Here is a 13,294-nt window from a genome sequence, read left to right as displayed (position 1 = left end):
GTCATGTCCCATTCCAACCCATCAGGCTTATCCCAAGCGCCCGTGGTTATCGGTTTTGATCCGGGGCGGGACAAATGTGGAGTGGCTGTTGTGCAGGTGCAATCACAACTTCAAGTCTTACACCGGGAGGTGATTGCCTCTTCAGCAGCGTTACCCAAACTGCAAACTCTCTGGCAACGCTTTCGGGCAGAGAAGGTGATCCTGGGCAACCAAACGACAGCCCAAACCTGGAAACAGCAACTGGAATCGATCATCCCGCCGCACCAAATTATCTTGGTGGATGAACGCCACAGCTCTCAAGAGGCCCGTCAGCGCTACTGGGATTTTTATCCACCCCAAGGATGGGAGCGCCTACTGCCCAAAGGACTGCGGGTGCCGGCCAACGCTTACGATGATCTGGTGGCTTTGATTCTGGTGGAGCGGTACTGTCGTGGAGCATCTGAGGGTTAGCCGACGTGAACTCTTGCACGGGATCCTGCTCGGGCTGGCGCTGGCGGGGTGTGGTGGCCCGGATCCGAATGTGCCCTTGATTTTGGCGCTGAAACAATCGATTCCCGGCAGTCTACTCAACGAGTTCCGCCGCAGTACAACCGCTCGGTTTCAGGTGCAGTTCTTGGATGAACGGGCACAGCTATTGGCCCATTTGCAGCAAAGATCTCAGCCTTCAACCCCCGCTAGGTGGGATCCCTTGGGTTGGTTGCAACCTCGCAGTCCTTTGGTTGCTCTCTCCTTGCTAGGGGCGGATGGATTGGAGCGGGCCATTACTTCAGGCTGGCTGGATCCTTTACCTGAAGAACTTTTGGGGGAGAAATGGGCGGACTTGGATCCCCGTTGGCAGCAGGCGGTACAACGAGAGGGGCAAGTTTGGGGAGTCCCTTGGCGATGGGGAGTAACGGCTATTGCCTATCGTCGGGATCGGGTTACTGAACCGATTCGAGATTGGGCCGACCTGTGGAGATCAGATCTGGCGGGCAAAATCACCCTGCCGGATCATCCACGGGAAGTGATTGGCCTCACCCTAAAAAAACTGGGGCGCTCCTACAACGATCCCCTCAACCCTGAGGATCCTGAGCTACGGCAAGAATTGGGATCCCTGCATGCACAAGCTTTGGCCTATACTTCCTCCGACTACCTGCCCATGTTGCGGATTGCCGATAGCTGGGTAGCAGTCGGTTGGTCGCAGGATCTCTACAGCACCCAAGCCAATTATCCCGAATTGGAGGTGGTGATCCCAGCTTCTGGTTCAGCCATATGGTGGGATATGTGGGTACGCCCGCGTGCCCTAGAATCCGAAGACCTAGAATCTTTAGATTTGGGATCCCTTTTTGTGGATTGGTTTCATTTTCTGCTGGATCCAGAGTTGGCTCCCCGTTGGGTTAATTTGAGCGGGATCCCTTCTGTATTGCCAGTGGATCCGGCTCAGTTGTCTTCCCGCTTGCAACAAAGGGAGGACTTTCAGCCTGTTACTTGGCAGCGATCTGAAATTTGGCAGCCTCTTTCTCCATCTGCAGCAGCCTCTTATCTCAATTTGTGGGATCAGATGCGTCAGGGGCTCCTGTAGTTGATGAAAACAGATATGGCTTTAACAGGCACGCTTGAGCAAGGTATTTTTTGCAAAAATCAGGTAAATTTCTCATCGTGATTGACTAACAACGATCAATAAACCAAACTGTTTAGCCCAATGAAACGATCTATGGATCTCAATGCTAGAACTCAGCAACAGAACATGCTAGGTTCAAAGAAACCACCGGGTTAGGGCAGAGGAGAGGACAATAATGAGTGCACAGGCAGTCACAGAATTCTTAACAAAAGTCACAGAGAATGAAGATCTGATGAAAGAGGTCATTCAGGTACTGGATGCAGAAGATGACCGGGAGGCGGTAGCTTCCTTGGCTGCTCAGAAAGGATTTGAGTTCACCCCAGAGGAGCTTTGGGCAGAAGTATATCGCCGTCAAGCAGAGTTCTCTCGTCGTCAGGATCTGGGTGAACTGACAGATAAGGAGATCGTAGACACGGATTTCTTTCAGTCATTACAAGAGAAGGCCAGGCGCTATCGCAGCCGAATCTCATCTGAGCAAAAGATCCCCAAGCCGGAAGAGTCTTGAGTTTTGAGTTTCCTATCTAGCGGAGTCACCCTGTCTCAACACCTCTCAATATGCAGGTCAATATGCAGGGATGCCGTCTTTCTTTTGCCACTCTTCGTCATCTTCAAGACTCTGCTGTTGCCTAGAATGGAAGTAACGATGAGAGTCGGCTGGGAGGATCCGAACATGAAAGCAATTCTTGCAGCAGCTTTGGTTGGCATGAGTGGGATCCCTTTCATGGCCCCTGTGCCTGTCGTGGCTCAGCAGCTTTTTGAACTGGGTGCCTATCGCCTACAGCAGGGAACGGTCATCCCCGTAGGTAGCTTGAACAGCGAGACTCCAGAGTATTTTTACCCGGATACGGTTTATCCGCTTGAGGTTGCCGTCACTCAGAGCATCTACGACTCCCAAGGTCGATTGGTGATTCCGGCGGGCAGTCGCATCCATGGCCAGATGGAGCCAGCTCCTGGGGGATCCCGTTTCGTCGGCACTTCAATTGTCATTGGGGGACGCACCTATAGCCTACGCGCTTCTTCAAATATCATTCATGATGAGAAGGATCCCCGCCAATATTCGGGTGAGGCGATTGTTGCGGATGCTGCCATTGGGGCTGCTGCCGGGGCGGTACTAGGGGCGCTCACAGGGGGGGTTTCGGTGGGGAATGTCTTGGGTGGCGCTGTTGCTGGAGTGGTGGTGGGTAATGTCACGGCTCCTCAGGTGGTGGTGTTGCGTCCTGGGCAATCTTTCAACCTGACCTTGGAGGCACCTTTGAATTTGTGAGGCTGATGAGCTCTTTTATCAGGATCCGCACCGGCAGCGCAAGTGCTCTCAAGTTCTCTTTTGAGACGCTGAAGATCCTTCCCCCTGTGGTTCACTAGGGATCACGCCTCAAATGCTTTGTCCCTATGGTCGCAGAATCGCAATCTACCCCCACCCTCCACACCACTGAGCACACCTTTGCTGCAGGCAGTGAGACCTTCACCTACACAGCACTGGCGGGTTGGCAGACCCTCTACGAGCGGGAAAAACCCGTAGCCGAGATCTTCCATGTGGCTTACTTAAGGCAGGGATCCCTGCCGGTATCGGGTCGCCCGCTGACTTTTGTGTTCAATGGCGGGCCAGGGGCAGCCTCTGCCTATTTGCACATGGGTGCCTTGGGACCGAAACGGATTCAATTTGGACCCAGGGGCAGCCTGCCACCTTCTCCGGTGCGGGTGGTGGACAATGCCGAAAGTTGGTTGCAGTTCTCGGACTTGGTCTTTATTGATCCCGTGGGAACAGGGTTTAGTCGTGCCTTGCCGAAAGACAAAGAGAATGCCGACCCCAGTAAAGCTGGGGATCCCCCCAAATCAGCCAGTCCAGAACCTGCTGGTAAGGCGGAGGATCCCCCCAAAGAAGCCCCCTTCTGGGATGTGGAGCGAGATTTAAAATCTCTGGGGGAGTTTATTCAGGGATTTCTCTCGCGGCAGAAACGCTGGTTATCGCCGATTTTTATTGCGGGTGAGAGCTATGGCGGATTTCGGGTGGCAAGGCTAGCGAAGGAGTTGCAATCGAAGTTTGGGGTAGGTCTATCGGGGGCGATTCTGATTTCACCCGCGATTGAGTTCAGTTTGCTGGAAACGACCGATTACAACCTCACCACTTGGGCAACGCTCTTTCCTTCCTATGTAGCCTCAGCAGCCCACCATGGCTTATCGGGATGGGGAGAAGATTTAGGCGTGTTGTTGCCCAAAGCCGAAGGATTCGCCCAGCAGCAATTGTTGCCCCTCTTGGCGATGGGGGAGGCAATGCCAGAGACGGAACGGCAGAGGATCTATCAAGAGCTGGCGGCAGGGATCGGCCTATCACCCGAGTACGTAGCTCAACAAGGGGGACGGATCAAGGCCACCAGTTTTGCCCGTGAGCTTTTGCGGCCTCAGCGTCAGGTGCTGGGGCTGTACGATGCTTCTGTCACAGCCGTGGATCCCTTTCCCGATCGACCCACCTTTGAGGGATCCGATCCTACCTTGGATGGATTGGATCGCCTGTTTACCGCTGCGATTAACAGTCACTTGCGGGATACTTTGCAGGTGGACACGGAGCTCACCTACCATCTGCTCAATTTTGAGGTGTTCAAAGCCTGGCAATTTAACCAAAAAGGTGAGTTTAAGCAGGGATTCATCGGGGCGATGGACGAGTTGCGCACCAGCATGGCCCTCAACCCTCACATGCGGGTGAACATTCACCATGGCTTTTATGATCTGGTCACGCCCTATTTTGCGTCCAATCATTTGGTGGATTTAATGAAGCTGGATCCGCGCCTGAAAGCCAATCTGACCCTGCAACATTATCGGGGTGGGCACATGTTTTACACCTGGGATCCCTCGCGGTTAGAATGGTTTGCGGCAATGCAGAAGCTATACCGCGAGGCAGTTCCCTTGGATGCAGCCTGAGCAACCTTATGCTGGGGACACAGCTACTGTTGTTTAGCAAATCCGCGTTTACTTCAGGGATGCAGAACATTAAAAGTCTCTAGACTGAATCTAAATCTAAGCTGAATCCAGCTGAAAGAGTAGGGTGCCGACCGCAAGAAAGGCGTTCCGCTCCAGCCTTTCTAACTTCCAGCCCAAAGGTTTGGCCCATGCAATCACTGTCTCAGCAGAACAGGGCACCAGTTCCCAAGGTTTTTGATGGAGATCCACAAACACGTGCTTCAGCATTTTGAGGTTGGGATGGCTTTCTTGGATGGTGAATACCCAGCGGGATCCTGGCTGAACATCGCGCTGCCATTCTTGAGGACGGTTTGGATTTGTTCCTCTTGGGTGAGAATGTCGAAAAAGTCTGAGGCTACCAAAATATCGGCCCGCTCGGAAGCAAGCTCCTTGGGTTCAACCCAAATCAATGGGGAGCAAGCAGTTGTTGCTGCCGCTGCAATTGTTGCTGCTCTAGCGCTTCAAACAAAGCCTGAAAATTGCCTTCGCCAAATCCAGTGGCTCCCCCGAGTCGTTGGATGATTTCAAAGAAAAAGGTTGGTTTTCCAAACAAAGGTTGGGTGAAGGTTTGCAACAGCAGGGGTGCCGGGTTGGGATCAGAAGCAGGCAAGGTGGAATCCAAAAGAACCCCTTGTTCTTGTAAATCCGGCCAATGGATCCCGGCCATTTCCGGCAAATCGGGGCGTCGCTTGCCTTCGAGCATCGAGTAGTACCCTGCGGGCACCTGCAAAAATTCCACCCCACCCCGACGGAGCTGGCGCAGGCTGCTGAGGATATCCGGGCTGTGTAGAGCTACATGCTGGATGCCAGGGCCAGGGTAAGCATCCAAAAATTCCTGAATTTGTGAGGTCGCAGAAGTCGGCTCATTGATGGCCAACTGGATCCCTGCCTGCAGATCCCCGACCACCCAACTTTCTAACCCGGAGTGCTCCGTACCCACACTGTAATGATAGAGGCGCTCCCAACCCAGCATCTGCCCATACCAATCTGCCGCCGCCTGCAGGGATCCCTGCCCAACATTCAACACCACATGATCCAGGTGGGAAAACAAACGCGAGGGATACAGAGGAGCTGAACCTGGCTCTGGAATCAAAGAATGCCTTAATCCATAAGGAGTGCGCAGACATAAACTGGGTGAGGGACTTTCCCTCTCAGCAGGGATCCACCCCACCTCAGCGCCCCGCCTCTGCAGAAGCCCCGCCAAGTCGGACAGATCCTGCTTCCCCACCGCCAATGCCACATCCACAATGCCGGGAGAATGCTGCTGTAGATAGCGATCCACCTCATCCCCAGCATGGGCAGGCTGAGACAGACGCAAGCGAATGGATCCCTGGCAGAGATCAAGGGTGTGGGGGGCTTGCTGCTCGATTTGAAACCCCCAAACCTGGCAAAATTGCTCCTGCCAGTAGGGCAGATCCCATAGATAAAAGTGCAGGTGATGGATCCCTTGGATCCCACTTATGGGTTGGTTCATCGCCGCCACACCTAACCTCTCTGCTGCGCACAGTTGCCTCTTCTTCCTCAGGATAGGCTTGCCATGGGAAAGAGATAAACCGTTACAACCTTTTGCACCAAAGGCAGGCTAGCACGGATGTCTCCGACAGGCTTTTCTTGGTCGGTTTGCCTACGGCACCCTGTTGCTCCGCAACGCTGTCGCAACGGCACAACTGGAGAGCATTAGAGCGCTGTATTGGTTCAATTCATTCAGCAGTCAGGATGGGTTTCCAATCTCTGCAGGATCTCTCCAATCAAACGTTCATCGGCGCGGTGGGTCTCCACTGGCAAGGGGGCCTGTTGCAAGTGTTGCAGGTAGGCTTTGAGATCCTGTCGGGCTTGTTGCCAGCGGCCCAACTGGTAGTACAACAGGCCCCGATCCCGCAATTGTGGCAAGGCCTCTGGGGTCAATAACAAAATCCGTTCCACGGCAGCCAAAGCCGGTTCCAAATCGGCTCGACTGAGGTAAATCTGTTTGAGATTGTTGAGGAGACGTACCAAGATCATACGGGAGGATGTGGGCTGCAAATAGTGCTCCTGCAACGGGATCCCGGGGCCATAAATTTGGCTCAGTCTTTCCTGACAGTCTTCTGGAAACAAAATCTCCCCTTGATGAAAGGGATCCACAAAAATTTCCGATCCCTCAAACAGGGGCCGAACCAAAAAGTGGCCGGGCATACCGACTCCCGTCATGGGAAAATCCACCCGTCGAGCCAGCTCCAGATACAACACCGACAGCGTAATCGGGATCCCGGTGCGTCGGTCGATCACTTCATTCAAAAAGCTGTTGCGGGGATCGTAGTAATCTTGGCGATTGCCACGAAAGCCCAAGTCTTCGAATAAGTAATGATTCAGGGTTTTGAGGATGCGCATTGGGTAGCGCTCTGGGGGCAACCGTTCCTGCAGCTCTGCCGCCATTTCATCCAAAGCGGCCCAATACTCCTCCACATCCAAATCGGGATACGCTTCTTGAGCAATCCACAGGGCCGCCCGACCCAAATCGATCGGATCAGCTTGGATTTCAGCGGTAAACCGTTCGCGGGCAGCCACACTCATATTTTTGTCGTTTTGAACAGAAGCAACTCAGAACAGCAACGTACAAAAACTGGTCAACAGTAATGTCACCGCCGTCAAGAGAAGACTGAAACTCCAGAGCCACAAAGCGGCAATCAGAAGGATCCCGATCACCCAAACCAACAGAGCATTCCAGTAGGGGCGGTTGGGGGCTTTGGATACGTTAATTTTTTGGAAGAAGGGCAACAGGATAAACGATACATCCAGCAGCAGGCGTGGTACCCGCAAATTCTCCGATAACGGCAGATCCCGAACCGCCAAATACAGCAAGCCCCAACTGAGTAAAAGCGGGATCAACAGCAAATAATGGGACTCTGCCAAGAGGGGACGATCCACGACTAGGGGGAAAAGGGGACTGATCCCCCACAGCACATACAAATAAACGTTGAGATTTAGGAGCGGCTGGATGAGACGAGGAACTCCAAGGCGCTGACCTTGCTGACTGGCCCACTGGCCCGCCCCACTCACCTGTGCTTCCACTTTTTGGGCCAGGGATCCGGGTTTGTGAGGGGTTTTGGCTGTCGGGGTGGCTCGCCAACCGCAGTGATCACAGTAGGGAGATTTGTACCGATAGGCCGGGATCGGCTTACCACAGGAGGGACACCGCTGGATTTGCCGAGGTTGGGGAGTAGAGGTCATGACCGCAGCCGTTCACGTGTGCTTTTCACTTCTGCTCTAGCATGCCCCAATCCCGTTCAATTCGCTCCCAGCATGAAGGATAAACCGATACAAGCAGCGCCCAAAGCTGCTCCTGCGATCACCTGGACAGGGGTATGACCGAGCAATTCCTTCAGATAGGGTTCTTTGAAGCTGCCGGCACCTTTTTCTTCAAACCATTCTTCCATGAGGCGATTCAACACCCGTGCCTGTTTCCCCGCCGCCTGACGGATCCCGGCGGCATCGTACATCACCACCAGCGCAAAAACCACGGTAGCGGCAAACAGCAGGCTATCCCACCCCTCCTGCAACCCGACGCCGATGGCCAAGGCGGTGACCAACGCCGCATGGGAGCTGGGCATGCCGCCGGTTTCCACCAACACCCGTAGGTTCACCTTGCCCGACTGCGCATAGGTGAGAATCAGCTTGATGGCCTGGGCCAACAAACTGGCGATCAACGCCGTCCAGAGGACATGATTGGCCATCAACTGTTGCAGCATACGGCTCTCCAGCGCAGGAACTTGAGCGGGGCATCCAACAGAGGAGTAAGGGGTGGTAGGGATCCCATCTTGGCTTGTCCTAATGCTGACGGCGAGTGATGAAATCGGCGAGGGCCAACAGCGGTTCCGCCTGGGAGCCATAGGGGTGCAGTTGTTCTTTGGCGGAGCGGATCAGCGCTTCGGCCTTTTGCCGGGAGGCTTCTAAACCCCAGAGGCTGGGGTAGGTGGCTTTGGCAACCGCTTGGTCTTTGCCCGCTGTTTTCCCCAGTTGCTCGCTGGTGGCGGTGATATCTAAGATGTCGTCGATGATCTGGAATGCCAAGCCAATATCTTGGGCATAGCGGCTCAGGCGCGCCAATAACTGCTCATCTCCACCTGCCAGGATCCCGCCGGAGACCACCGAGATCTCCAGCAACGCCCCGGTTTTGTGGGTATGGATGTACTCCAAGGTTTCTAGAGAGATGGCTTTCCCTTCCGATTCCAGATCCACTACTTGGCCGCCCACCAATCCGGTCGCGGCGACAGCATGGCCAATGCGGGCGATCACCTGCAACACCAACTGCGGTGGTACCCCTTGGGTTTGCCGGGCAATGTGCTCAAAGGCAAAGGCAAGGAGGGCATCTCCGGCGAGAATGGCGATATCTTCTCCAAAAACCTTGTGGTTGGTGGGTTTGCCGCGGCGGAAATCATCATTGTCCATGGCCGGCAGATCGTCATGGATCAGCGACATGGTGTGGATCATCTCTAGGGCGCAGGCGGTGGGCAGGGCCTGTTCAATGGATCCCCCCGCCAGTTCACAGGCCGCCAAACAGAGGATCGGGCGTAGCCGTTTCCCCCCCGCCAGAACGCTATAGCGCATCGCCTCGTAGATGCGCTCCGGGTAAGCAGGAGCTAGGGCTGCCGATAGGGCTTCCTCCACCTGTTGCTGACGCTGGTTCAGGTAGGTTTTCAGGTTGAAGGTCTGGGCAACCAAGCGGGGTTTCCTCTCAACTCGGCAACTGGGGGATCCCTGTCGAACAGTTCCACAACAGGCTCGCAAAGTGACATTATCTCACGTTCGCCCTAGATTACAGGTCAGGATCCCGGCCCAAGCATTGAAGGGGGAGAAAGGAAGTGACTCCAGAAATGAATCATCCATGGAGGTGCGAAAATGGAACCGGCACCCTCCCTGTGTGTGGGCACGATGGGCTGAGCCAGGGCCGTAACGGATGAAGTCTCCCGCCAAAAAGACCTGGTCTTCAATCACCAGATCCCCTTCGAGCATGTAGATCTCTTCCCCCAAGACATGTTGGTGGTGCGGATACACCGCCCCAGCATCGGCCTCCAACAGCCCAACCACCTCCCGAGTTTGCGGGTTTTCGTAAAGCTTGGCAATGCGGATCCCGGGTATGGGGGTTTTCTGCCACTTCAGGTCTGCAGCTCGAATCGAGAAGAAGCTGCTGGGAAGGGGTGTGGCTTGAACTTGCTGGGATAGGCGTTGTTTCAAAAGCAGGTTGAGGAGCGGCAGAGGCAGTACCAGACTCAGCCAGCTGAACATCTTCAAGATCTTCTGGGGTATCGAGCGCCCGAAGAGCGGCGATGTCCTCAAAATCCTATTCTCGACTAGTCACGGCAGCATTCTATCCTCAATCCTCGTTTGAATGGGTTACCCACCGCAAGGCACAACCTCACAACCCTGCTTCCAACCCCCCGCTCATGGGAAAAAAAATTGTAGGAGAGTGTTCTGGTGATCTACTCTGTGCAAGGGACTAGCGTTGGCGCCAGCGTGCTCTCGGCGCAAAGGACTATATGGATACTTTAGAAACTTTTTTTGCCTCTGCTGCACAAGTGGGGCTGGGTCTGGCGGGTTTGCTGGCTGCGCTAACCTTGCTGGCCTGGATCCGCAATTGGCCCTTGAAGTTTTCGCTGGTGGGGTATACAGCCTTCACACTGGTGTTGACGGCTGGGTGCTTTGCCCTGAGCTTGGGGCCAATTTTTCGCTCACGGATCCCAGGGGCCATTCACTACACCACTGTCTATGACCAGGGGGCGGATCGAGCAGTCATCGCCGTCAGTCCTGATATCACTCCAGACCAGCTGATCCCAACCCTGAGGCAGGCTGCCAGCGACTTGGGATCCTCCGGGCGCTTTTCCACCGGCACCTCCCTATTTACCCTAGAGGCTCGCACTGTAATTCACCCGGAACCAGGGGTTTCCGTACCGTTGCGCTTGGGCACCCTGCAACAGCCCTTGGGGATGCGTCTACGCACAGATGAAGAACTGAGCCTGCAGCAGATCCAGCTCGAAGAAGATGCCTTTGCTCAGTTACGCTCCTTCCGTCAGGGTCAGGATTCTGCTTCTGGAGGTATGGCTGAAAAGGTTGCGGCTGAAGGTGTTGCAGGTGTTGCAGGGATCCCCCAATCCTGAGCTGTTAACCACTGGCGCAAATCCTGCCCCACTTGAGCAGGGATCTCCCAGGGGAAAAGATGGGCGGTATTGGGGTAGGCAATCCAGGTGCTGTTGGGTAAGGCTTGAGCAGTGGCAAGGCTACTTCTCAGGGTGATGTGACAATCCTGCTCACCAGCCATGACCAAAGCAGGGATCCGCAACCGGGACAGTTCCCCTTCGCGGTTATACCCCTGTCGGAGGGCGGCGCGTAAAGCCTGGTTCGCCTGGTGGGAGGTGCGTAAATAGGCAGGTAGAGCCGACTGAGCTAAATACCGATAGGCCGTGGGGGTATGTTGCCGAATCAGGTAACGGTAGAGGGAGCGGCGGCCAAAGGTCTCGATGTTCCACTCCCAACCGGGCCAAACCCAGTTGATCAAAGAGGCGATGCCCGTATTCACCTGATCCCACCCATCGGTGGGGGGATGCTCGCTGTGGGGACAGGCGGCGGTGGCCACCAAAACCAAACCCTTCACCCGTTCCGGCAAGCGGAGGGCCAACTCTAGGGCCAGGATCCCCCCCAGAGACCAGCCCAAGACCAGGCACTCCGACCAGCCCAGCTTATCCAGAAGCCGCTGCAAGTCCTCGAGGTGATCACCCATCCCAAAGGGATCCGCCACCTGTGAACGCCCATAACCGCGCAGATCCGGCGCCACACAGGGGTGCAACCCCGCCACCGCCTCCGCAAACACCGTCATACAGTCGCCATCACCCGGATGGCCGTGCAGCATCAGGATCGGCAGCGAAGGGATCCCAGCCCCCCAAGTGCGATAGCGCAACTGCAAGCCCATAAAGCTCATCAAAGCTAGGCGTTGGCCACTTTCTTCGGGGCAGGTTGTAGCTTCACCCCATTGGGTATACAAATTAAGTTTTGATCCAGCACCTGCACAAACCCTTTCGAACGCAGGGATCCCAGTAGACGGGTCACCGTCACCCGGGTAGCTCCAATGGCATCCCCAATTTGGGCGTGGGTGAGCGTCCACGGGAGATACATCCCTTGCTCACAGGGTTGACCATGCTCATCGATCAACAGGGTCAAGAAGCCCTTCAAGCGGTCAATGGCACGCCGTTGACCGAGGTTACCCAGCCAGAGCAGCTTCCGTTGCAGTTGCTGGCGGAAATTTTCTTGCACCTTTTGGTGCAGGTAGGGCCACTGCTCTAGGTCTTGCCAGTAGAACCACATCACCGTTGTGCGCTCGGCATGGGTGCAAGCTTTGAGCTCAAAGCGCTCCTGGTTGCTCAGCTCAAAGGGCAGGCCTGCCGTGATGAACCCAACAAAAACTTCCCGCCGCTCCGGAGTTTGGCTGACCAATCGCACGACACCCTCCTGGGTGATGTACACCAAGCCGGGTCGGGTGGGGATACGCACATCTTTCGGGAAAGTGCGACAACGGTAGTGTTCGTCGGCCCACTGGCAGAGCTCGCGCCATTCCTGAGCCTCTGTTGCCGACGCCATAGCAATGAGTGACATATGATGAACTTCCTGTCGCCTCAGCGACCTGATGGATTTTCAGATCCCACAGCCCAGCTCAAAGGAAGAGGGCGCTAACGGGAAAAACAGCAGATGGGAAACGTGGGGACGGAACAGAGAGGAAGGGAAGCACACAAAAGCTACTTTACCTTAGCTTCATAATGACATCTAGCTTCCTAGGCTGACATCGTACTATTACTGATATTGTTCCCAAAGTTACGTCCAACATTAACCTACGGAAGCCGTAGATTTTCAGGCTTTAAGGCTGACCTCAGATACCAGAGCAGATCAGGAGCGAATCATCTATGATGCAAGAGGCCGGTGTGTGTAGGCCAAGATGAACATTTTGATCAGCAACGATGATGGCATCCAGGCGGCAGGGGTGCGCTGCTTGGCCACGACTCTGGCCCAGGTGGGTGGTCACCGGATCACCGTGGTCTGTCCGGATCGAGAGCGTTCTGCTACCGGTCATGCTCTGACCTTACACAAACCCCTACGGGCGGATCCGGTTCTGGAGGGATTTCCCCCGGAAGTACGGGCTTGGGCCTGTTCCGGTACACCCTCCGATTGTGTCAAGTTGGGCTTGGATGGGCTGTTGGATCAGCCGCCCGATTGGGTGATCTCCGGCATCAACCACGGATCCAATCTCGGTACGGATGTGCTCTATTCCGGCACGGTCTCGGCAGCCATGGAAGGGCTCTTGGAAGGGATCCCCAGTTTGGCGGTGAGTCTGGCTAGCTTTACCCATCAAGACTTTCAACCGGCAGCCCAAGTGGTCCTGACTTTGCTGGAGAAACTGAGCCTGAAGCCTTTGTCTGAGCCGATGTTGTTGAATGTGAATGTTCCAGCAGTACCCGCCTCAGAGATTCGCGGTATGGTCTTAGCGCCGTTGGGCTGGCGCAAGTATACCGATATCTACGAGAAGCGGGTGGATCCGCGCGGCAAAACCTACTACTGGTTGGCGGGGGAAGTGGTGGAAGAGGGGGTGGATCCTCGGTCGGATGTACAAGCGGTGCAAGAACGCTATGTCTCCATTACGCCCCTACAACCCGATCTGACCGCCCGTGCCGCCTTCGACAGCTTGCAGCAGTGGGGCCTCTCCAGCTTCGGCACCTGAGC

Annotated in this window: 15 protein-coding genes; 7 read left to right on the top strand and 8 right to left on the bottom strand. The window is 55.2% G+C overall.

Going from position 1 to position 13,294, the window contains the following annotated elements:
* The first annotated feature begins 3 nt into the window (after window positions 1-3).
* The 5 genes from JX360_RS10835 to JX360_RS10815 all read left to right on the top strand — a co-directional run bounded on the left by JX360_RS10835 (window position 4) and on the right by JX360_RS10815 (window position 4,516).
* On the top strand, window positions 4-450 hold the full coding sequence (locus JX360_RS10835) for a RuvC family protein (protein WP_244350720.1): 447 nt from the start codon (window positions 4-6) through the stop codon (window positions 448-450).
* Window positions 431-1,561 carry an extracellular solute-binding protein gene (locus tag JX360_RS10830; RefSeq protein WP_244350717.1) on the top strand — a complete coding sequence of 377 codons (1,131 nt, stop codon included), beginning with the start codon at window positions 431-433 and terminating at the stop codon, window positions 1,559-1,561. Before JX360_RS10835 ends, JX360_RS10830 begins: the two co-directional genes overlap by 20 nt.
* 214 nt (window positions 1,562-1,775) lie before the next feature.
* Entirely contained in the window at window positions 1,776-2,105 is a 330-nt protein-coding gene (locus tag JX360_RS10825) for a Nif11-like leader peptide family natural product precursor (protein ID WP_244350709.1), read from the top strand.
* A gap of 165 nt (window positions 2,106-2,270) precedes the next feature.
* Window positions 2,271-2,864: a TraB/TrbI/VirB10 family type IV secretion system protein gene (locus JX360_RS10820; protein ID WP_244350707.1), complete on the top strand. Its 594-nt coding sequence runs from the start codon at window positions 2,271-2,273 to the stop codon at window positions 2,862-2,864.
* Window positions 2,865-2,989: 125 nt separating this feature from the next.
* The gene (locus JX360_RS10815) at window positions 2,990-4,516 is read left to right on the top strand and encodes a S10 family peptidase (protein ID WP_244350705.1); all 1,527 of its coding nucleotides are present in this window, start codon (window positions 2,990-2,992) and stop codon (window positions 4,514-4,516) included.
* A gap of 445 nt (window positions 4,517-4,961) precedes the next feature.
* Here the strand turns inward: JX360_RS10815 and JX360_RS10810 are convergent, their stop codons facing one another.
* From JX360_RS10810 to JX360_RS10785, 6 genes are all read right to left on the bottom strand, one after another.
* Window positions 4,962-6,029: a 4-hydroxyphenylpyruvate dioxygenase family protein gene (locus tag JX360_RS10810; RefSeq protein WP_244350703.1), complete on the bottom strand. Its 1,068-nt coding sequence runs from the start codon at window positions 6,027-6,029 to the stop codon at window positions 4,962-4,964.
* A 230-nt stretch (window positions 6,030-6,259) separates the two neighbouring features.
* Window positions 6,260-7,105, bottom strand: a complete 846-nt coding sequence (locus JX360_RS10805; protein ID WP_244350701.1) for a SirB1 family protein — start codon at window positions 7,103-7,105, stop codon at window positions 6,260-6,262.
* Between the two features lie 27 nt (window positions 7,106-7,132).
* On the bottom strand, window positions 7,133-7,762 hold the full coding sequence (locus JX360_RS10800; RefSeq protein WP_244350699.1) for a hypothetical protein: 630 nt from the start codon (window positions 7,760-7,762) through the stop codon (window positions 7,133-7,135).
* 56 nt (window positions 7,763-7,818) lie between these two features.
* Window positions 7,819-8,280 (bottom strand): divergent PAP2 family protein, encoded by a 462-nt coding sequence (locus JX360_RS10795; RefSeq protein WP_244350697.1) that lies wholly within the window; start codon window positions 8,278-8,280, stop codon window positions 7,819-7,821.
* 79 nt (window positions 8,281-8,359) lie between these two features.
* A complete protein-coding gene (gene crtE, locus JX360_RS10790; protein ID WP_244350695.1) occupies window positions 8,360-9,253 on the bottom strand; it encodes a geranylgeranyl diphosphate synthase CrtE in 894 nt (297 codons plus the stop codon).
* A 78-nt stretch (window positions 9,254-9,331) separates the two neighbouring features.
* Window positions 9,332-9,817 (bottom strand): cupin domain-containing protein, encoded by a 486-nt coding sequence (locus JX360_RS10785; protein ID WP_244350693.1) that lies wholly within the window; start codon window positions 9,815-9,817, stop codon window positions 9,332-9,334.
* A 251-nt stretch (window positions 9,818-10,068) separates the two neighbouring features.
* Between JX360_RS10785 and JX360_RS10780 the strand changes: the two genes are divergently transcribed.
* Entirely contained in the window at window positions 10,069-10,686 is a 618-nt protein-coding gene (locus JX360_RS10780) for a Ycf51 family protein (RefSeq protein WP_244350690.1), read from the top strand.
* On the opposite strand, the gene JX360_RS10775 is transcribed toward JX360_RS10780, so the two are convergent.
* Both JX360_RS10775 and JX360_RS10770 read right to left on the bottom strand, forming a co-directional pair.
* A complete protein-coding gene (locus tag JX360_RS10775; protein WP_425244390.1) occupies window positions 10,605-11,495 on the bottom strand; it encodes an alpha/beta fold hydrolase in 891 nt (296 codons plus the stop codon). The genes JX360_RS10780 and JX360_RS10775 overlap by 82 nt on opposite strands.
* A gap of 14 nt (window positions 11,496-11,509) precedes the next feature.
* Entirely contained in the window at window positions 11,510-12,175 is a 666-nt protein-coding gene (locus JX360_RS10770) for a Crp/Fnr family transcriptional regulator (RefSeq protein WP_244350681.1), read from the bottom strand.
* 337 nt (window positions 12,176-12,512) lie between these two features.
* Between JX360_RS10770 and surE the strand changes: the two genes are divergently transcribed.
* Complete coding sequence (gene surE / locus JX360_RS10765) at window positions 12,513-13,292, top strand: 5'/3'-nucleotidase SurE (protein WP_244350679.1); 780 nt, start codon at window positions 12,513-12,515, stop codon at window positions 13,290-13,292.
* Window positions 13,293-13,294 lie beyond the last annotated feature (2 nt).

Source organism: Thermostichus vulcanus str. 'Rupite' (genome assembly GCF_022848905.1).
Classification (GTDB): domain Bacteria; phylum Cyanobacteriota; class Cyanobacteriia; order Thermostichales; family Thermostichaceae; genus Thermostichus; species Thermostichus vulcanus_A.
The sequence above is the reverse complement of the archived record's forward strand: the minus strand, read 5'-3'. Positions and strand labels throughout refer to the sequence as shown.